The organism is Brevundimonas sp. RM1 (genome assembly GCF_052907225.1).
This window is the reverse complement of sequence record NZ_JBRERY010000001.1, coordinates 261,163-279,537: the sequence shown is the minus strand read 5'-3', so window position 1 is coordinate 279,537 and position 18,375 is coordinate 261,163. Positions and strand designations below refer to the sequence as shown.

Below are 18,375 nucleotides of genomic sequence, written 5' to 3'. Positions count from 1 at the left end.
CGAGCGGACCGCGACGACTGACCTCAAATCCGATGAGCGAGCGATAGCATTGCTAAAAAGTCGACTTCAAGGGCATTTCTTAGTGATTATTGCGCTCATTATTTTGAATATCGGCAATATTTAACCCAAAAAGGTTGACGTCGCTAACTATGGCGTCTTTTAGTCTGAAATGCGGCGCATCGTCCGCCATCGATAAAAACTCAGGCGACGGCGCGCTGCGCGACGGTCGCCGGCCATCAAACGACGCTCAATCGGAGGGGATGCCGAGGCGATGATCAAACACGGGGATGCCAAGCTCATGCGTTCAGTCCATGCACGTCGAAACATAAAGGCCGCCATGCTGGCCTCCACCGCCCTGCTCGCCGCCGGAACGGCGCACGCCCAGCAGACGCCGGCCAACGAACAGGCCACCCAGGTCGAAGACATCGTCGTCGTCGGCTCCCAGATTCGGGGCGCGAAGGTCACCGCCGCCCTGCCCGTCACGGTCGTGGGCGAGGAATTGATCCAGGCGACCGCCGCCACCTCGGGCGACGAACTGCTGCGCTCCATCCCCCAGATGGGCGATGTGACGTTCAACTCGGGGTATCTGCCGGCCTCGTCCAACTCGGCGCGCGGCGACACCGGCTCGGTGAACCTGCGCAACCTCGGCATCGGCAACACCCTGGTCCTGCTGAACGGCCGCAGGGTCGTGGGGCACCCGACGTCCCAGGCGAACGAGCACCTGGTCCCCGTCCTGACCTACAACACCAACGCCATTCCGGTGTCGGGCCTGAAGCGGCTTGAAGTCCTGCGCGACGGCGCGGCGGCCATCTACGGCGCCGATGCGGTGGCGGGCGTGGTCAACACGGTCCTGCGCGACGACATGAACGACTGGACCGTCTCCGCCCAGTACGGCGCCGCCGAGGGCACCGACATGTGGGAGAGCAATTTCTCCTTCTACGGCGGCAAGGACATCGCCGACGGACGCGGCAACCTGTCCCTGTTCTTCAACTACGACCACCGCGACGAGCTTTCGACGCTGGATCAGGACTACACCGCCTCCGTGGACATCCGTTCTCTGTTCGCCGGAACGGGCTTCGAGAACGACACCACGCTGAACGGCGTCTCGTCGCTGACGCCCTGGGGCTATTTCCGCGTCGCGGACGGCGCCACCTCGATCGGCGGCGCGAACCGCTCGGCCTTCACCATCCAGCCCAACACCCTGTCCGGCTGCATCCGGCAGTTGGGCGACGGCTTGTGCATCAAGAACGGCACCACGGTTGACGCTGCCTTGCGCGCCGATACGGCCCAGGAAGACCTGACGGTCATTCCCCAGGTCGATCGTTTCAACCTGTTCCTGACCGGCCGCTACGAGATCAACGACAACGTCGAATTCTTCGGCGAGCTGGGCGGCTACTACGCCAAGTCCAAGGCGCGGCAGGCGCCGATCAACACCCTGTCGTCCGTGGTCATGACCATTCCGGGCACGAATTTCTACAATCCGACCGGCGAGGATCTGCTGCTCAGCGGCTATCGCTTCAACGACTTCGGTCCGATCGGCGTCGAGGTCACGAACAAGCAGTTCCGCGCCCTGGGCGGACTGCGCGGCGAATGGCGCGGCTGGAACTGGGAAACCGCCCTGGTTTGGTCCGAAGCGACGGCCGAGGACGTGTCGGACAACATCTCGACCACGCGCCTGTTCGAGTGGGCGTCCAAGTCCACGCCCGACGCCTACAACTTCTTCAACGGCGGCGACCCGACGCACCCCCGCTACGGCGACTCCACCCCGTCGAGCCAGGCGGCGCTGGACGCCATCGGCGTCGACATGGTCCGCAAGACCAAGACCGAACTGGGCATGTGGGACTTCAAGATCTCGCGGCCTGACCTCTTCACTCTGCCCGCCGGCCCGGTCGGCATGGCCGCCGGCGTCGAGGCCCGTACGGAGACCCAGCTGGACGACCGCGACAGCCGCATCGACGGCACGATCACCTATACCGACCGATCGGGCGCGACCTACAGCGACCTGATCAACTCATCGATGAACCCCGACACCTACGGCGAACGGGACGTGCTGTCGGCCTATATCGAGTTCGCCGCCCCGCTGGTCTCGCCGGAGATGGGCGTGCCCCTGGTCCATAACCTGGAGGTCCAGATCGCCGGCCGCTTCGAGAATTATTCCGACTTCGGCGACGTGGCCAAGCCCAAGTTCGCGGCGGCCTGGGACATCGTCGACGGGTTCCGCGTTCGCGGTTCGTGGGCCCAGGGTTTCCGCGCCCCGAACCTGGAACAGATCAACGCCACGATCATCACCCGCTCCAACACCAGCACCGACTGGGCCTATTGCGAGGCCCTGCTGCGTCGCGGCGCGCTGAGCAACATGAACCTGTGCGGCGGCAGCTTCACCCCGCCCTCCACCTTCCCCGACGCCGACGCCGTCAGCACCGCCCGGATCGCGCGCCTGACCGCCGAGCAACGCTCGGGCAATCCGGACCTGCAGCCCGAGGAGTCCGAGACCCTGTCCTTCGGCCTGGTGGTGCAGCCGCGCTTCATCCCAGCGGACTATGGCGACTTTACCTTCACCGCCGACTGGTGGCGGGTCGAGCAGACCGGCATGGTCGGCATCTTCCGCGGCCAGAACGCCATCACCCTGGACTATCTGCTGCGCAAGAGCGGCGGCTCGAACCCCAACGTGGTGCGCGCCGCACCGACGCCCGAGGACATCCGCCTGTTCGCGGGCACCGGCCTCGCCCCCGCGGGCGAGATTCTCTACATCAAGGACGCCTACACCAATCAGCAGCCCCAGACCGTCGAGGGACTGGACCTGGGCGCCATGTGGAGCCTGCGCGGCACCCGCTACGGCGACTTCAACCTGAACCTGAACGTCTCGCACTTCCTGAAATACTATCTGGAGCCGTCACCGGGCGTTCAGGAGCTGATGGACGCGATGGACTCCGGGGACATCGATCCCGCAATCAACTTCTCGGGCAGCGCAGGCGATCTGCTTCGCGACTTCGGCCGCCCGGAATGGAAGTGGTCGCTGTCGGGAACCTGGCGCTATCAGAACATCACCGTCGGCGCCTTCACCCAGTACATCTCGTCGCTCTACGACGACTCCGTCACCAATGCGGCGAACGAGCCCTGGACCGTCGACGCCACCCTGACGGGTAATCTGTACGGCGAATATCAGTTCGAGGACGGCGGCCTTCTATCCGGCACGGCGGTCCGCGTCGGCGTGCGCAACATCACCGACGAACAACCGCCCCTGTCCAGCGGCGGCTATGTCGGCACCGTCTATCAGCCCTACGGTCGCTACTGGTACGCTAGCATCCGCAAGACCTTCTGACCGATCTCTGATCGTCCGGGGACGGCAGGCGGCGACGCCTTCCGTCCTCCCTTCTTTTTGTTCCCGGAGTACTCCATGAAGCCCGTTTCGATGCGCGCCCTCGCCCTCGCCGCCGCCCTGGCCGGCGTCGGCGTCCCCGCCCTGGCCGGCGAGCTGTCGCCCCAGGCCCAGCAGCAGATCGTCTCGACCGTCGACCGCAATCAGGCCGCCCTCGACCACGCCGCGCTCGAAATCTGGAAGTTCGCCGAGTTGGGCTATCAGGAGACCCAGAGCTCGGCCCTGCTGCAGGGCCAGTTGCGCGACGCCGGCTTCACCGTCACGCCCGGCATCGCCAATGAGCCGACCGCCTTCCTGGCCAGCTTCAAGAACGGTTCCGGTCCGGTCATCGCGGTCCTGGCCGAATACGACGCCCTGCCCGGCCTGTCGCAGACCCTCAGCCCGATCCAGGAATCCGCGGGCGGCCATGCGGGCCACGGCTGCGGCCACAACCTGTTCGGCGCCGCCTCCATTCACGCCGCCATCGCGGTGAAGGACTGGATGGTCGCCAACAACATCAAGGGCGAGCTGCGCGTCTACGGCACCCCGGCCGAAGAAGGCGGTTCGGGCAAGGTCTACATGGTCCGCGACGGCCTGTTCGACGACGTGGACGTGTCGCTGCACTGGCACCCCGGCAATGTGAACTCGGCCCGCCAGGGCGACACCATGGCCAACGTCTCGGGCAAGTTCCGCTTCTACGGCACGGCGTCCCACGCCGCCGCCGCGCCGGACAAGGGCCGCTCGGCCCTGGACGGCGTCGAGGCCATGAACGCCATGGTCAACCTGATGCGCGAACACGTGCCCGACCGCACGCGCATCCACTACGCCATCACCGACGGCGGCAAGGCGCCGAACGTCGTCCCGGCCTACGCCGAGGCCTATTACTACGTGCGTCACAACAACCCGGAAATCGTCCGCGACGTGCTGGAGCGGGTGAAGCTGGCGGCCGACGGCGCGGCCTTGGGCACCGGCACCCGCGTCGAGTTCGAGGCCATCGGCGGCGTCTACTCCATGCTGCCGAACGAGGCCCTGATGCACGTCATGGACCGCAACCTGCGCCATGTCGGCGGCATCACCTGGACGACCGAGGAAACCGCCCTGGCGTCGGAAATCCAGAAGACCCTGACCACCAAGCCCGACCTGGCGTCCGTCGGCCAGATCGAGGACGCCGTGATCGGCGGCGACTTCGGCGGCTCGACCGACGTCTCAGACGTGTCCTGGGTCACGCCGACGGTCGGCCTGTCGACGGCGACCTTCGTGCCGGGTTCGGCCGGTCACTCGTGGCAGAACGTGGTGGCGGCAGGCTCGACCATCGGCCTGAAGGGCGCCCATCTGGCGGCCAAGACCCTGGCCCTGACCACCGCCGAACTGTTCCAGAGCCCTGAGACGATCCAGGCCGCCAAGGCCGAATTCGAGCGCCGCCGCGGCCCTGACTTCCAATACCGCGCCCTGCTGGGCGACCGCGCCCCGGCGCTGAACTACCGCGATTAAGGCCGCTCCCTGCGCGATCCCTCCACGTCTTGCTGCGGAGGGGTCGCGCAGCCCGCCTATCGCGTCGCTCTAATCCCGGCAAAACACGGCGATTGCGCGTGGCTTACTGCGATCAGCCCGCCGCCTCCCGTCCGTCCGCCATCATGAGCGCTCCACCGACGTCGCGGAGCGATTTCAGACGATTCAGACGAATTGGACTCTGTTTTTTCGGCGGGGCCGATCAGGCCTCCGCGCGTGACACCGGACGGCTCCTGACCGCCCGCGCGGGCTGCCCGGCGTGGATGTCGCGCCCGCGCCGCTCGACCTCCCGCAGGATCGCCGCCAGCTCCTTGTCGGTCAGATGCTCGATGCCGATGAAGGCCGCGTCGGCCTTCTTCACAGCATAGATCAGCTCATCCATCTTGGCGTGCATGGCGGCGGCGTCGCGGTTCTGGGTGTTCTGGATCAGGAAGACCATCAGGAAGGTGACGATGGTCGTGCCGGTGTTGATCACCAGTTGCCAGGTCTCGCTGTACCTGAACACCGGTCCCGTCACGGCCCAGATCAGCACCACCGCCAGGCAGACGATGAAGGTCCACGGCCGCCCCGCAAGCTTGGCCGTCGCGTTCGCCAGATGATTGAACAGCTTTTCCATTCCGGCGGAACGACGGCCGCAGGGCCAGGTTCCGCCGGATCAGAGTTCGCCTCAGTCCGCCTTCTGCGGCGCCCGCGTTCCGATGGTGCGGTCCAGGAAGTCCAGATAGGTCCGCCACTGATGCAACTGACGATCATTGCCCCGGATGCCGTGGCGCTGGCCCGGATAGAGCATGGTCTCGAAGGGGATGCTCTTTTCCTGAAGGGCGTTCAGAACCCGCGTGGTGTTCTCGAAGATGACGTTGTCGTCGGCCATGCCGTGCATCAGCAGCAGACGCCCGGTCAGATTGTCGAGCCGGTTCACCACGTCCGAGGCGGCGTAGCCGTCCACGTTCGCCTGCGGCGTCGACATATAACGCTCGGTATAGGCGGTGTCGTACAGGCTCCACTCCGTCGGCGGAGCGCCCGCCAGGGCGGCGGCCAGCCCCATCTTCGGCTCGGTCAGCGCCATCAGGCTCATGAACCCGCCGTAGGACCAGCCCATCATGGCGATCCGGCTGTCGTCGACATAGGGCAGCGAGCGCAGATAGTCCGCGCCGATGACCTGATCCGCGATCTCGGGCTGGCCCATCTTCAGATAGAGGGCCTGTTTGAAGGCCGCCGAACGGTCGCCTTCGCCCCGGTTGTCCAGGCGGAAGACGATATAGCCGGCCTCGGTCAGCAACTGGGTCTTGGCCGGCTGCCAGGCGTTCTTCACCCCGCCGCCCGACGGCCCGCCATAGACTTCCATCACCACCGGATAGGTCTTCGACGGATCAAAGCCCGGCGGCGTCGTCATCTGCCACATCAGCGTCTCGCCGTGGCTCTGAAGGGTTCCGAAGGTCGGCTTCTGCTGACGCTCGGCATAGGGCCAGAAGGGGTGGCCGGGCTGAAGCCGGTTCTCCTCGATCCAGCGCACGCGCTGCCCATCGATCGAGTACAGCGCCGACTGCGCCGGGGTGTTCACGTCGCTGTAGTTGCCGACATAGGCCGTGCCGGTGTTGTTGACCGAGGCGCTCCACCAGCCGCCGCGCGGGGTGACTTCCGTGGGGCTAAACGTCCGCTTGTAGCTGGCGCGGAACAGCTGCTGCTCGATCGGATATTCCTTGCCGTCGCGCATGGAGGCGGTGAAGAAGACCTCGCCCGTCTCCTGATTGACGCCGTCCAGCGCCTTGACCGGATAGTCGCCGCGCGTGATCGCCCGCAGGCGGCGGCCGTCCTTGTTGTAGAGATACAGGTGACGCCACCCGCTCTCCTCGCTGGACCAGATGAAGTTACCGTCCTTCAGCGCTTTGAAGTCATGGGTGACGTTGACCCAGGCGTTCGAGGTCTGGCTGGCGATCACCCGGCTGACGCCCGTGGCCGGATCGACGCTCAGCAGGTCCAGCCGCTTCTGGTCGCGCGACAGGCGTTGGACATAGGCGACCGAGCCGTCCGCCGCCCAGTTCACCCGGCCCAGATAGATGTCGGTGTCGGCGCCCAGGTCGACCTTGACCCGCTGACCGCCCTGCACGTCCTGCACATAAAGCTCGACCACGGCGTTGGGCCGTCCGGCGCGCGGATAGCGTTGCGAGATGACCGAGGCCCCGCCGCCCGTGATGTCCAGGCGTGGAATGACGTCGACCGTGCTCTCGTCCGTGCGTTGCAGGGCGATGTAGCGTTCGTTCGGGCTCCACCAATAGCCGGTGTCGCGGTCCAGCTCTTCCTGAGCGATGAACTCGGCCGTGGCCCAGGTGATCAGATCCTTGCCGTCCGTGGTGATCGCCTGTTCGGCGCCCGTCTCCAGGTTGACCAGGACCAGGTTTTGATCGCGTACGAAGCTGACGAAGGCCCCCTTGGGCGACACCTTGGCGTCGATTTCGTCGGCCGCCGTCTCGGTCAGACGCCGCACCGAGCCGTCGGCGCGATTGGCCAGGAAGACGTCGCCTTCCAGCGGGGCCAGGATGTAGCGGCCCTGCTCGTCCCACGAATATTCGACCACGCCACGCTGGGAAATCCGCATCCGCTCGCGCCGCGCCTTCTCGGCCTCCGAAAGTTCGCCCGCATCGGGGACCAGGGCGCGGGCGTCGATCAGCTTGAACGGCTCGCCCCCCTTCACCGGCGCGGCCCACAGGTCCAGCACGTCCACGTCATCCTCGCGCGAGCGCAGGAAGGCGACCAGTTCGCCGTCGGGCGACAGGCTGACGCCCTTGGCCACCGGCCCGGCCAGGGACGGATTGGCGAACACCCGCTCGACCGTCAGGATCGAGGACGCGGGCGCCGTGGCGGCGGGCGGAGCCGCGGGCTGCGGCGAGGATTGGGCGAAGGCCGAGGTCGCAGCCATCAGGATCGTCGAAGCAAGAAGAAAAGTGCGCATGGCGGTGAAGCTAGAGACGGAATCTTCCGTCGTCATCCGCAATTCGTCCTTCTCCCCTTGCGGGAGAAGGATCGCCGCACCACCCTTTCGCAACCGCCCGCGACGGCCTAGGTAGTCGCCATGTCTGACGCCTCCCTCTCCGCGCCGCCCGTCAAGGCCAGTCCGTTTCATGAGTTGGAAGTCCTGTGGGTCCGCCACTGGAACGACCAGTTGTTCAGCTTCGGCGTGAAGCGGCCCGAGGATTTCCGCTTCCGCTCGGGCGAATTCGTCATGATCGGCCTGCCGGGCGAAGACGGCGGCAAGCCCATCCTGCGCGCCTATTCCATCGCCTCGCCCTTCTGGGCCGAGGAGCTGGAGTTCTTCTCCATCAAGGTCGAGGACGGCCCCCTGACCTCGCGCCTACAGAAGATCGTCGCGGGCGACAGCGTCCTGATGGGCAAGAAGCCGACCGGCACCCTGGTGCTGGACGCCCTGACCGGGGGCGAGCGTCTGTGGCTGATCGGCACCGGCACGGGCCTAGCGCCCTGGCTGTCGGTCGCGCGCGACCCGGAGACCTACTCGCGCTTCAAGCAGGTCATCGTCTGCCACACGGTGCGCAACGTCGCCGACCTGGCCTATCGCGACTTCTTCAGCCACGAGATTCACGACGACCCGCTGATCGGCGACGAAGCCAAGGCCCAGCTGACCTATTACCCCACCGTGACCCGCGAGCGGTTCGAGACGCCGGGCCGCATCACCGACCGCATCAAGTCGGGCGACGTCTTCGCCGACCTGCAACTGCCCATCGGCTTTTCGCCCAACAGCGACCGCGTCATGCTGTGCGGCTCGATGGCTATGATCAAGGAGACCGGAGAACTGCTGGAATCCTACGGCCTGAAAGAAGGCTCGAACGCCGAACCCGGCGACTATGTTCTGGAGCGCGCCTTTGTCGGCTGACCTGATGACCTCTCCCGCCGCCGTCGCCATCGACGAGCGCAAGGCCCCCGAAAACTGCGCCTCGATGGCGGATGTGCGTCAGGGCGTGGATGCGCTGGACCGGGCGCTTGTGACCCTGCTGGCCGAGCGCCAGCGCTATATGGACGCCGCCGCCCGCATCAAGCCGAACCGCGACGCCGTCTTCGACCAGGCCCGCATCGACGACGTGGTGGCCAAGGTGCTGAAGGCGGCCGAACCCGCCGGCCTGTCGCCCGACATCGCCGAGCCGGTCTGGCGCCTGCTGATCGACCGCTGCATCGCCCACGAGTTCGGAACCTGGGACAAGACGCGGGTCTGAACTTCCTTCTCCCGCAAGGGGAGAAGGACAGTCGCCCTCAGCCCTTAAGGCTCTTCAACGCCAGTTCATGGCGATAGGCCGCCACATCGGCCAGGGCCGCGTCCAGCGCCGTCTTCACCCGCTCCAGCCCGGCGGGCGCGGCCGCCTGTTCGCCGAACTCCACCTCTTCGCAGACCTGGGCCAAGGCCTTGGCCCCGATGCCCGCCCCGGCGCCGCGGATGGTGTGAACCGCGTCGCGCCAGCCCTCGCTGGACGCGTCCAGCATAGCCGACCACATGCGGGCCTGTTCGGCGAACAGGCCCAGCACCTCCTCCGTCACATCATCCATGCCCGCCGTCATGGCTTCGAGGACGGTGAAATCCACCGCCCCCGACAGGTCGCGTCTCGCCATCAGGCCTCGGACTCCTCGCCCTTGGCCAGGCGCGAGTTGCGCGACGACCACAGCAGGTACAGAGCCAGACCAAACAGGTTCCACAGCAGGAAGTAGAGCTGCGTCGAGCTCTTCAGGCTGAAGAAGAAGACGATGCAGCCGACGATGGCGATGCCGCCGACCAGCCACCACAGCGGCGCCTTGAACTTGCGCTCGCGGTTCGGTTCACGCACGCGCAGCACGATCAGGCTGACGCCCACGGCCATAAAGGCCATCAGGGTGCCGGCGTTGGCCAGCGACGCCAGTTCGTCCAGACGCATGATGCCGGCCAGGAAGGCCACGACGATGGCGGTGAACACCGTCACCACGGCCGGAACGCCGCGCTTGGAGATTTTGGCCAAACGGTTGGGCAGCAGGCCGTCGCGCGCCATGCCCAGGAAGATGCGGCTCTGACCGAACAGGAAGGCCAGCAGCACGGTCGGCAGGGCGATCACGGCGGCGGCGGCGATCCACTGGGCGGCGACGCCCTGGCCCAGGCCGCGCATGATGTGGGCCAGCGGCTCCGGGCTGTCGGCGAAGCTGGCGACCGGGGCGGCGCCGATCGCAGCGGCGGCGACGGCGATATAGAGGACGGTGCAGACCACCATCGAGCCGACGATGCCGATGGCTAGGTCACGCTCGGGCTTCTTGGTTTCTTCCGCCGCCGTAGCGATGGCGTCGAAGCCGTAGAAGGCGAAGAAGATGATGGCCGCCGCCGCCATCACCCCCGTCTGCACGAAGGGCGCCCCGAAGCCGTGCGGCATGAAGGGGGTGAAGTTGGCCGTATCGAAGTGCGGCATGGCGATGGCCACGAACACCACCAGGGCGGCGATCTTCACGAACACCAGAATGGCGTTCAGCGTGGCGCTTTCCTTCGTGCCCAGCAGCAGCAGGCCGGTCACGATGGCGATGATGAAGATGGCCGGCAGGTTGATCAGCCCGCCCTCGACGTGCGGCCCCACGGTCAGGGCGAACGGCAGGTCGACGCCCAGCCCCGCCAGGAAGGGCACGGCGTAGCCGGACCAGCCGACGGCCACCGTCGACACCACCAGCGAATATTCCAGGATCAGGCTCCACCCCACGACCCAGGCGAAGATCTCGCCCAGCGCGGCGTAGGAATAGGTATAGGCGCTGCCCGAGGCGGGCATGATGGTCGACAGCTCGGCGTAGGCCAGGGCGGCGCAGGCGCACACCAGACCGGCCAGGGCGAAGCTGATCAGCACCGCCGGCCCCGCCAGTCCCGCCCCGACCCCGATCAGGGTCAGGATGCCGGTGCCGACGATGGCGCCGACGCCCAGCGCCATAAGGTGCGGCCAACCCAGGGTTTTCTTGAGCCCCGGCCCCGAATGCGGGGCCAGCATCGCGTCGATCGAGCGACGACGGTTCCAGAACGCCATAATCTCTACTCCCCCTCGCCGCGTCTTTCCGGCGGCTGATTCAAGGCGCGACCTTAGCGCGCGATGCAATCGCGATAAAAGATGCATTTGACGCTTGCACCCGACACCGGTCCTGAGTAATAGGAGCGCCCTTCGCCGAGGCCATCAACGCCGCCGCGAAGGACCGGCGCCATACCAAGGGCGCAGACGACGGTACGGGTGATTAGCTCAGTTGGTAGAGCAGCTGACTCTTAATCAGCGGGTCCACAGTTCGAACCTGTGATCACCCACCATCGTCTCTTTTCTCAGCATCGTTGGATGGGTGTCGCTTCGGCGCGAAACCATCCTGCCGCGTGCGGTTTCTGCTAGAAGACGCGCATGTCTGACGCCGTCTCGATTCCCGCCGCCTCACCTTTCTCCCACGGTCCGCTTGCGGGCGTGCGCGTGCTGGACCTGTCGCGGGTGCTGGCCGGGCCCTGGGCGACGCAGACCCTGGCCGATCTGGGCGCTGAGGTGATCAAGATCGAGCGGCCGGGCGCGGGCGACGACACCCGCCACTGGGGGCCGCCCTTCACCACCACGGCTGAGGGACAGCCCGGCGACGCCGCCTATTTCCTGTGCGCCAACCGGGGCAAGAAGTCGGTGGAACTGGACATCGCCAGCCCTGAAGGCGCCGAGGCCGTGCGTCGTCTGGCTGCGACCTGCGACGTGGTGGTCGAGAACTTCAAGACCGGCGGGCTGAAGAAGTACGGCCTCGACTACGCCTCGCTGGCGGCGGTCAATCCGAAGCTGGTCTATTGCTCCATCACCGGCTTCGGCCAGGACGGGCCGGACGCGCACCGGGCGGGCTACGACTATATGATCCAGGCCATGGGCGGGCTGATGTCCATCACGGGCCAGCCGGACGGCGCGCCGGGGGCCGAGCCGATGAAGGTCGGGGTGGCGGTCGTCGATCTGTTCACCGGCCTGTACGCCTCCAACGCCATCCTGGCGGCCTTGTGGCACGCGCGGGCGACGGACGAGGGCCAGCACGTCGACATCGCCCTGTTCGACGTCCAGGCGGCCATGCTGGCCAATCAGGCGACCAACTACTTCGTGTCGGGCAAGGCGCCGAGCCGGATGGGCAACGCCCACCCCAATCTGGCCCCCTATCAGCCCTTCCCCTGCTCGGACGGCATGGTGATCATCGCCGTGGGCAACGACGGCCAGTTCCGCGCCCTGTGCGGCGCCCTGAAGCTGCAGGTCGAGGATCGCTTCGCCACCAACGCCCTACGCGTCGCCAACCGCGAGGCGTTGGGACCGCTGATCGCCACGAAGACGCAAGGCTTCACCATGCAGGGGCTGATGCAGGCGCTTGAGGCGGCGGGCGTGCCCTGCGGCCCGGTCAACACCATCGACCAGGTGTTCGAAGAGCCCCAGGCCATCCATCGCGGCCTGACCGTCGAGCAGACGCGGCCCGACCTGGCCGATCCCGTCCGCACCGTCGCTTCGCCCATCCGCCTGTCGAAGACGCCGGTGCGCTATGACGCCCCGCCGCCGAAACTGGGGCAGGATACGGAAGCCGTGTTGGGAGTGTTGAAGACAGAGATGTGACGCCTCCCCCCTCTCTCAAGCCGTCATTCTCGGGCTTGACCCGAGGATCCAGCAAGCACGACGGCGACCGCATCGACCCATGCCTGTTCAAACGTTGAGGGGCTGGATTCTCGGGTCAAGCCCGAGAATGACGGCGAGGCAGGGATGAGCGCGGCGTTTGGCTCAGCTGACCTGCCGCTTCTCCAGCTTCCGCGCCAGGGTGCGGCGGTGCATTCCCAGGCGACGCGCGGTTTCGGAGATGTTGAAGTCGGTCTCGGCCAGGACTTCGTGGATGCGCTCCCACTCCAGCGTCTTGATCGAGGTCGAGCGCGCCGTCAGGGGCGCATCGGGATCACCCGCCTCGCGGCCGAAGGCGGCTTCGATGGCGTCGGTGCCGGCGGGCTTGGCGAGGTAGTGCCGCGCGCCCAGCTTGATCGCCTCGACCGCCGTGGCGATGCTGGCGAAGCCCGTCAGCACCACGATCACCAGGTCGGGATCAAAGGCGTGCAGCGTCTGCACGCAGGTCAGGCCTGACGCCGTTCCCAGCTTCAGGTCCACCACGGCGTAATCGGGATGGTGCGTCTTCAGCAGTTCGACCATCTGGTCGTGGCTGTGAGCGGAGACGACCTGATAGCCGCGCCGCTCGAACGACCGGCGCAGGGTGCGCGAAAAGGACTCGTCGTCCTCGACGATCAGAAGCTGGCGGGGTTCGTCGGTCATCTCATTCCCTCTTTCCAGGCCCCTCATTTCGGCGCCAGGGCGTCGATCGGCAAGGTCAGGCGCACCATGGCGCCGGCAGCGCCGCCCTGCCCTTTCGGCCGATTCACAGCCACGACCGTCCCGCCCAGCTTGCGCATCACATTCACCAGCAGGAACAGCCCCAGGCCCGACCCCGCCCGCGCCTTGGTCGACTGATACGGCTGGCCTAGCTTTTCCAGAATAGCTGAAGAAAAGCCCGGCCCATCGTCCTCGAAGGCGATGAACAACCCGCCCGCGTCGGCGGCGGCCCGCACCTCCAGGTTCCGCGCTCCGGCTTCATGAGCGTTGTCCAGAAGGGCGCTGAACACCTGCTTCAAGGCGGGGTCTACGATGATGGACGGATTGCCGGGCGCCGGGCCGTCCAGGGTCACGCGCATGGCCTCCCCCGACTTGTCGGACCATTCGGCGATGATCTCCTGCAGGAAGGCCTTCAAGGTGGTGACGGTCGGCGCCTCGCCCCGCGCCTCGCCCGCCGACATCAGGATGTTGGTGACGATGGATTTGCAGCGCTCGACCTCGGCCTGCATCTGTTCGATGTCCTGCACCATATCCTCGTCGCGGTTCAGCGCAGGCATCCGCCGCCAGTCGCTGAGAATGACGGAGAGCGAGGCCAGGGGCGTGCCCAGTTCATGCGCCGCGCCTGACGCCAGCAGCCCCATGCGCACGATGTGGTCCTGTTCCGCCGCCTGCTGCCGGGCCTCGGCCAGATAGGCGTCGCGGGCGCGCACGTTCTGGCTGGTGCGGGTGACGAAGGCGACCAGCAGCACAGCGATCAGGATGAAGTTGATCAGGGCGCCCTGCTGGATCAGGCCCAGCCGCGCGTCGGCCCCGGCGGGCAGGTCCAGAGGCTGCCGCCAGATCGCCAGAAAGGCCAGGCAGGCCCCGGTCGCCAGCACGAAGCCCCAGGCGTAGGCCGGGCGCAGCAGCACCGCCGCCAGCACAACCTGCATCAAGTACAGGGCCGCAAACGGATTGGTCGCCCCGCCGCTGAAGTAGAGCAGCCAGCTCAACGCCGCCACGTCGACGCATAGGGCCAGCAGGATCTCGGGGTCGGTGACGACCTTGCGCCGCAGGGTGACGGGCGCGCTGACCAGGTTCATCACCGCCAGGGCCGTCGGCGCCAGCAGCAGCGGCCCTAGCGGCAGATGGATGCCTAGCCCCCAATGGACGATGACGATGGTCGCCACCTGTCCGATCACAGCCAGCCAGCGCAACTGGATCAGCAGCAGCATGTTGCGCCGCCCCGCCGCGCCCGGCGACACGGGCGTCTCGGCGTTGGCGTCCATGCCCATCAGGGTGCGGGCGAAGCGGCTCAGGGTCTGGGTCTGCATCATCGCCCTCCCAGCCTACGGCGTCGCTCCTCGCGCAGCCACAGCACCGCACCGCCCGCCGACATCAGCGCCAGGCCGAACCAGGTCAGGGCGTAGACCAGATGGCTGTTGGCGAACCGCACTACGGTCAGCCCGCCGCGCGGCCAGCCGCCCGGATTGGGCGTCGCATCCGCGTCGATGAAATAGGGGGCGACCGGGCCGCTCAACTGCTTGGCCTCGGCGATCGCCGCCACGTCGCGCGAGAACCAGCGGTCGCCCGCCGGATCGTTGTCGCGCAGAAAGCCGCCCTCGGGTTCGCTGATCCGCAACAGGCCGGTGACGGAGACAGGCCCCTCGACCTGACCTTCGGCGCGGGTTTCGGGCGCGGCGCGCTCGGCCGGAACGAAGCCCCGGTTGATCAGAACGGTGAAGCCCCGCGCGTCCGTCAGCGGCGTCACGACCCAGAAGCCCGGCCCCAGGTCCGTCACCGCCTTCACCCGCACCTCGCGGTCATACGTAAAGCGGCCGCTAGCGATGACGCGGCGGTACTGGTCCGCCTCACGCGTCACGGCGTCGAAGTCGGCAGGCCCCGGCGCCGGGACAGGATCGGCGTGGATGCGGCTGTCGACCTGACGGATCAGCTCCTGCTTCCACGCCAGCCGCTGGACCTGCCAGACGCCCAGCGCCGAAAAGCCCGCGATCAGCACGGCGAACGCCGCCAGCCCCGCGACCAGTCGACGACGTGAAACCGGACCGGAAACCGGATCAGGGGCCGACGATGGCGTCAAACGGCGGTCTCCGCGGGCGAGAGGGCTCAGCCCATCCCCTGCATGTCGTGGACGGGCATCATGTTGGTGTTCAGGTGATACATGACCCAGACCGAACCGGCGACGGCGATGACCACGATCACCAGGGTGAAGATCAGCGCCAGCATGTTCCACCCGCCCTCGGACTTATGGTTCATGTGCAGGAAGAAGATCATGTGGACCACAATCTGCACCACGGCGAAGGCGGTGATGATCAGGCCCGTCAGCTGCGGCGCCAGCACCCCGGCCATGACCAGCCAGAACGGAATGGCGGTCAGCACGACCGACAGGCCGAACCCGATCAGATAGCCCTTGTAGGTGCCGTGATCGTGGTCGTCGCCGTGGTGATCGTCATGATGATCCACGGCGTGCTCATTGTGGGCTTCAGCGCTCATCGCAGCATCCCGAACAGATAGACGAAGGTGAAGACGCCGATCCAGATGACGTCCAGGAAGTGCCAGAACAGGCTCAGGCACATGAGGCGGCGCTTGTTGGCCTGGATCAGGCCCTTTTGACCCACCTGGATCATCAGGGTGACCAGCCAGATGACGCCGAAGGTGACGTGCAGGCCGTGCGTACCCACCAGGATGAAGAAGGCCGACAGGAAGCCGCTGCGCTGGGGCGTGGCGCCCAGGTGGATCATGTGGGCGAACTCATAGAGCTCGATCCCCAGGAAGCACAGGCCGAACAGGCCCGTGACCGCCAGCCAGACCTGCGTCTGCGCCACCTTGTTCCGGTACATCGCCAGCATGGCGAAGCCGTAGGTGATCGACGAGAACAGCAGCATCGACGTGTTCACCGCCACCAGCGGCAGATCGAACAGATCCTTGGGCGCCGGGCCCGCCGCATAGTTGCCGCCCAGCACGGCGTAGACGGCGAACAGGATCGCAAAGATGAGGCAGTCGCTCATCAGATACATCCAGAAGCCCAGCATGGTGCTGTGGCCTTCCGGGTGATGCGGCTCCTCTACCGGGTGGAAGATCGGCCGCCCGGCGTCGTCGACATAGTCGGGGTTGAGGGAAGGTGCGTGGCTCATCGGATCACCCTTGCGTCGCTGCTGCGGCCGCCAGGGCCTTGGTGCGCGCGTCCTCGGTCGCCTGAACCGTCTCGGCCGGGATGTAGTAGTCGCGCTTGTAGTTGAAGGTGTGGAAGATGGCGTAGGCGATCAGCGCCGCGAAGCTCGCGGCCGCCAGCCACCAGATGTACCAGATCAGGGCGAAGCCCACGATCAGCGACAGCGCCGACAGGATGAACCCCGCTCCGGTGTTGGACGGCATGTGGATCGGCTTGAAGCCGCCCGTCGGGCGCTCATAGCCGCGCGCCTTCATGTCCCACCAGGCGTCGCCGTCGTGGATGATCGGCGTCTTGGCGAAGTTGTAGTCCGGCGGCGGAGAGGATGTCGCCCACTCCAGGGTGCGGCCGTGCCAGGGGTCGCCCGTCTCGTCGCGCAGCTTGTCGCGGTTGATGATGCTGACAGCGAACTGGATCAGCATGGCCAGGATGCCGACGGCGATGATCGCCACGCCCACGGCGGCGATGATGAACCAGATCTGATAGGCCGGGTCGTCAAAGACCCGCATCCGCCGCGTCACGCCCATGAAGCCCAGGACGTACAGCGGCATGAAGGCCATCCAGAAGCCGACCACCCAGCACCAGAAGCTGACCAGGCCCCACTTCTTCTCCAGCTTGAAGCCGAAGGCCTTGGGCCACCAGTAGTTGATGGCGGCGAACAGGCCGAACAGCACCCCGCCGATGATGACGTTGTGGAAGTGGGCGATCAGGAACAGGGAGTTGTGCAGCACGAAGTCCGCCGGCGGCACCGCCAGCATGACGCCCGTCATCCCGCCGATCACGAAGGTCAGCATGAAGGCGACCGTCCACATCATCGGCAGCTCGAAGCGGATGCGGCCGCGGTACATGGTGAACAGCCAGTTGAACAGCTTGGCCCCTGTCGGGATCGAAATGATCATCGTCGTGATCCCGAAGAAGGAGTTCACGGACGCACCCGAGCCCATGGTGAAGAAGTGGTGCAGCCACACCAGGTAGGACAGGATGGTGATCACCACCGTCGCATAGACCATCGAGGTGTAACCGAAGAGCTTCTTGCCCGAGAAGGTCGAGGTGACTTCGGAGAAGACGCCGAACAGCGGCAGGATCAGGATGTAGACCTCGGGGTGGCCCCAGATCCAGATCAGGTTCACGTACATCATCGGGTTGCCGCCGAAGTCGTTCGTGAAGAAGTTGGTGCCGATGTAACGGTCCGCCGACAGCAGGACCAGCGTCGCCGTCAGGATCGGGAAGGACGCCACGATCAGGACGTTGGCGCACAGCGACGTCCAGGTGAAGACGGGCATCTTCATCAGGCCCATGCCCGGCGCGCGCATCTTCACGATGGTGGCGATCAGGTTGATGCCGGACAGGGTGGTCCCTACCCCCGCCACCTGCAGCGCCCAGATGTAATAGTCGACCCCGACGCCGGGGCTGTAGCCGATGCCCGACAGCGGCGGATAGGCCAGCCAGCCGGTGCGTGCGAACTCGCCGATGAACAGCGAGGCCATGACCAGCACGGCCCCCATCGTCGTCATCCAGAAGCTGAAGTTGTTCAGGAAGGGGAAGGAGACGTCCCGCGCCCCGATCTGCAACGGCACCAGATAGTTCATCAGGCCGGTGATCATGGGCATGGCCACGAAGAAGATCATGATCACGCCGTGGGCGGTGAAGATCTGGTCATAGTGGTGGGCGTTCAGATAGCCCTCGGACCCGCCGAAGGCCATGGCCTGCTGGATTCGCATCATGATGGCGTCAGCGAAGCCGCGCAGGAACATGACCAGACCCAGGATCATGTACATGATCCCGATCTTCTTGTGGTCCACGGTGGTGAACCACTCCTTCCAGAGATAGCCCCACAGCCTGTAGCGGGTGATCAGGGCCAGCATCCCCAGACCGCCGATGACGACGACGGCGAAGGTGGCGACCAGGATGGGCTCGTGGAACGGAAGCGAGTCCCAGTTCAACCGGCCCAGAAGCGGCGATGTGGTGTGTTCGACAGTCAT

General features: G+C 66.3%; 15 protein-coding genes and 1 tRNA gene. 6 read left to right on the top strand and 10 right to left on the bottom strand.

Annotated features, from left to right (window positions below; translation table 11 throughout):
- Positions 1-298 precede the first annotated feature (298 nt).
- A complete protein-coding gene (locus tag ACU5AP_RS01410) occupies positions 299-3,322 on the top strand; it encodes a TonB-dependent receptor plug domain-containing protein (protein ID WP_128720396.1) in 3,024 nt (1,007 codons plus the stop codon).
- A 75-nt stretch (positions 3,323-3,397) separates the two neighbouring features.
- A complete protein-coding gene (locus ACU5AP_RS01405; RefSeq protein WP_181409288.1) occupies positions 3,398-4,849 on the top strand; it encodes an amidohydrolase in 1,452 nt (483 codons plus the stop codon).
- A gap of 220 nt (positions 4,850-5,069) precedes the next feature.
- Here ACU5AP_RS01405 and ACU5AP_RS01400 read toward each other — a convergent pair whose 3' ends face one another.
- Together ACU5AP_RS01400 and ACU5AP_RS01395 are read right to left on the bottom strand one after the other, a co-directional pair.
- A complete protein-coding gene (locus tag ACU5AP_RS01400; protein WP_446680700.1) occupies positions 5,070-5,483 on the bottom strand; it encodes a low affinity iron permease family protein in 414 nt (137 codons plus the stop codon).
- Between the two features lie 51 nt (positions 5,484-5,534).
- On the bottom strand, positions 5,535-7,817 hold the full coding sequence (locus ACU5AP_RS01395) for a S9 family peptidase (RefSeq protein WP_446680726.1): 2,283 nt from the start codon (positions 7,815-7,817) through the stop codon (positions 5,535-5,537).
- A 120-nt stretch (positions 7,818-7,937) separates the two neighbouring features.
- Between ACU5AP_RS01395 and ACU5AP_RS01390 the strand changes: the two genes are divergently transcribed.
- Together ACU5AP_RS01390 and ACU5AP_RS01385 are read left to right on the top strand one after the other, a co-directional pair.
- Positions 7,938-8,753, top strand: a complete 816-nt coding sequence (locus tag ACU5AP_RS01390) for a ferredoxin--NADP reductase (protein WP_003165629.1) — start codon at positions 7,938-7,940, stop codon at positions 8,751-8,753.
- Between the two features lie 4 nt (positions 8,754-8,757).
- Positions 8,758-9,090, top strand: a complete 333-nt coding sequence (locus ACU5AP_RS01385) for a chorismate mutase (RefSeq protein ID WP_446680699.1) — start codon at positions 8,758-8,760, stop codon at positions 9,088-9,090.
- Between the two features lie 37 nt (positions 9,091-9,127).
- On the opposite strand, the gene ACU5AP_RS01380 is transcribed toward ACU5AP_RS01385, so the two are convergent.
- Positions 9,128-9,481, bottom strand: coding sequence for an Hpt domain-containing protein (locus ACU5AP_RS01380; RefSeq protein WP_003165631.1), 354 nt, complete (start codon positions 9,479-9,481; stop codon positions 9,128-9,130).
- Positions 9,481-10,896 (bottom strand): amino acid permease, encoded by a 1,416-nt coding sequence (locus tag ACU5AP_RS01375; RefSeq protein WP_088410037.1) that lies wholly within the window; start codon positions 10,894-10,896, stop codon positions 9,481-9,483. Before ACU5AP_RS01375 ends, ACU5AP_RS01380 begins: the two co-directional genes overlap by 1 nt.
- A 196-nt stretch (positions 10,897-11,092) precedes the next feature.
- Here ACU5AP_RS01375 and ACU5AP_RS01370 point away from each other — a divergent pair.
- Both ACU5AP_RS01370 and ACU5AP_RS01365 read left to right on the top strand, forming a co-directional pair.
- Positions 11,093-11,168: transfer RNA gene (locus ACU5AP_RS01370), tRNA-Lys, on the top strand.
- 85 nt (positions 11,169-11,253) lie between these two features.
- Positions 11,254-12,468 (top strand): CaiB/BaiF CoA transferase family protein, encoded by a 1,215-nt coding sequence (locus tag ACU5AP_RS01365; RefSeq protein ID WP_446680698.1) that lies wholly within the window; start codon positions 11,254-11,256, stop codon positions 12,466-12,468.
- A 162-nt stretch (positions 12,469-12,630) separates the two neighbouring features.
- On the opposite strand, the gene ACU5AP_RS01360 is transcribed toward ACU5AP_RS01365, so the two are convergent.
- The 6 genes from ACU5AP_RS01360 to cyoB are packed head-to-tail and all read right to left on the bottom strand — an operon-like array spanning position 12,631 to position 18,375.
- Positions 12,631-13,167 carry a response regulator transcription factor gene (locus ACU5AP_RS01360; protein WP_087141195.1) on the bottom strand — a complete coding sequence of 179 codons (537 nt, stop codon included), beginning with the start codon at positions 13,165-13,167 and terminating at the stop codon, positions 12,631-12,633.
- 23 nt (positions 13,168-13,190) lie between these two features.
- Complete coding sequence (locus tag ACU5AP_RS01355; RefSeq protein WP_003165635.1) at positions 13,191-14,537, bottom strand: ATP-binding protein; 1,347 nt, start codon at positions 14,535-14,537, stop codon at positions 13,191-13,193.
- The gene (locus ACU5AP_RS01350; RefSeq protein ID WP_446680697.1) at positions 14,537-15,304 is read right to left on the bottom strand and encodes an SURF1 family protein; all 768 of its coding nucleotides are present in this window, start codon (positions 15,302-15,304) and stop codon (positions 14,537-14,539) included. The genes ACU5AP_RS01355 and ACU5AP_RS01350 overlap by 1 nt, the downstream gene beginning before the upstream one ends.
- Positions 15,305-15,330: 26 nt before the next feature.
- Entirely contained in the window at positions 15,331-15,717 is a 387-nt protein-coding gene (cyoD, locus tag ACU5AP_RS01345) for a cytochrome o ubiquinol oxidase subunit IV (RefSeq protein WP_003165637.1), read from the bottom strand.
- Positions 15,714-16,358 carry a cytochrome o ubiquinol oxidase subunit III gene (cyoC, locus tag ACU5AP_RS01340; protein WP_040345780.1) on the bottom strand — a complete coding sequence of 215 codons (645 nt, stop codon included), beginning with the start codon at positions 16,356-16,358 and terminating at the stop codon, positions 15,714-15,716. Before cyoC ends, cyoD begins: the two co-directional genes overlap by 4 nt.
- Before the next feature lie 4 nt (positions 16,359-16,362).
- A complete protein-coding gene (cyoB, locus tag ACU5AP_RS01335; protein ID WP_003165640.1) occupies positions 16,363-18,375 on the bottom strand; it encodes a cytochrome o ubiquinol oxidase subunit I in 2,013 nt (670 codons plus the stop codon).

Excerpts from the sequence above, each read along its gene's own strand:
- ACU5AP_RS01410 (WP_128720396.1), top strand. The coding sequence starts at position 299 with ATGCGTTCAGTCCATGCACGTCGAAACATAAAGGCCGCCATGCTGGCC.
- ACU5AP_RS01405 (WP_181409288.1), top strand. The coding sequence starts at position 3,398 with ATGAAGCCCGTTTCGATGCGCGCCCTCGCCCTCGCCGCCGCCCTGGCC.
- ACU5AP_RS01400 (WP_446680700.1), bottom strand. The coding sequence starts at position 5,483 with ATGGAAAAGCTGTTCAATCATCTGGCGAACGCGACGGCCAAGCTTGCG.
- ACU5AP_RS01395 (WP_446680726.1), bottom strand. The coding sequence starts at position 7,817 with ATGCGCACTTTTCTTCTTGCTTCGACGATCCTGATGGCTGCGACCTCG.
- ACU5AP_RS01390 (WP_003165629.1), top strand. The coding sequence starts at position 7,938 with ATGTCTGACGCCTCCCTCTCCGCGCCGCCCGTCAAGGCCAGTCCGTTT.
- ACU5AP_RS01385 (WP_446680699.1), top strand. The coding sequence starts at position 8,758 with ATGACCTCTCCCGCCGCCGTCGCCATCGACGAGCGCAAGGCCCCCGAA.
- ACU5AP_RS01380 (WP_003165631.1), bottom strand. The coding sequence starts at position 9,481 with ATGGCGAGACGCGACCTGTCGGGGGCGGTGGATTTCACCGTCCTCGAA.
- ACU5AP_RS01375 (WP_088410037.1), bottom strand. The coding sequence starts at position 10,896 with ATGGCGTTCTGGAACCGTCGTCGCTCGATCGACGCGATGCTGGCCCCG.
- ACU5AP_RS01365 (WP_446680698.1), top strand. The coding sequence starts at position 11,254 with ATGTCTGACGCCGTCTCGATTCCCGCCGCCTCACCTTTCTCCCACGGT.
- ACU5AP_RS01360 (WP_087141195.1), bottom strand. The coding sequence starts at position 13,167 with ATGACCGACGAACCCCGCCAGCTTCTGATCGTCGAGGACGACGAGTCC.
- ACU5AP_RS01355 (WP_003165635.1), bottom strand. The coding sequence starts at position 14,537 with ATGCAGACCCAGACCCTGAGCCGCTTCGCCCGCACCCTGATGGGCATG.
- cyoD (WP_003165637.1), bottom strand. The coding sequence starts at position 15,717 with ATGAGCGCTGAAGCCCACAATGAGCACGCCGTGGATCATCATGACGAT.
- cyoC (WP_040345780.1), bottom strand. The coding sequence starts at position 16,358 with ATGAGCCACGCACCTTCCCTCAACCCCGACTATGTCGACGACGCCGGG.
- cyoB (WP_003165640.1), bottom strand. The coding sequence starts at position 18,375 with ATGACTGTCGAACACACCACATCGCCGCTTCTGGGCCGGTTGAACTGG.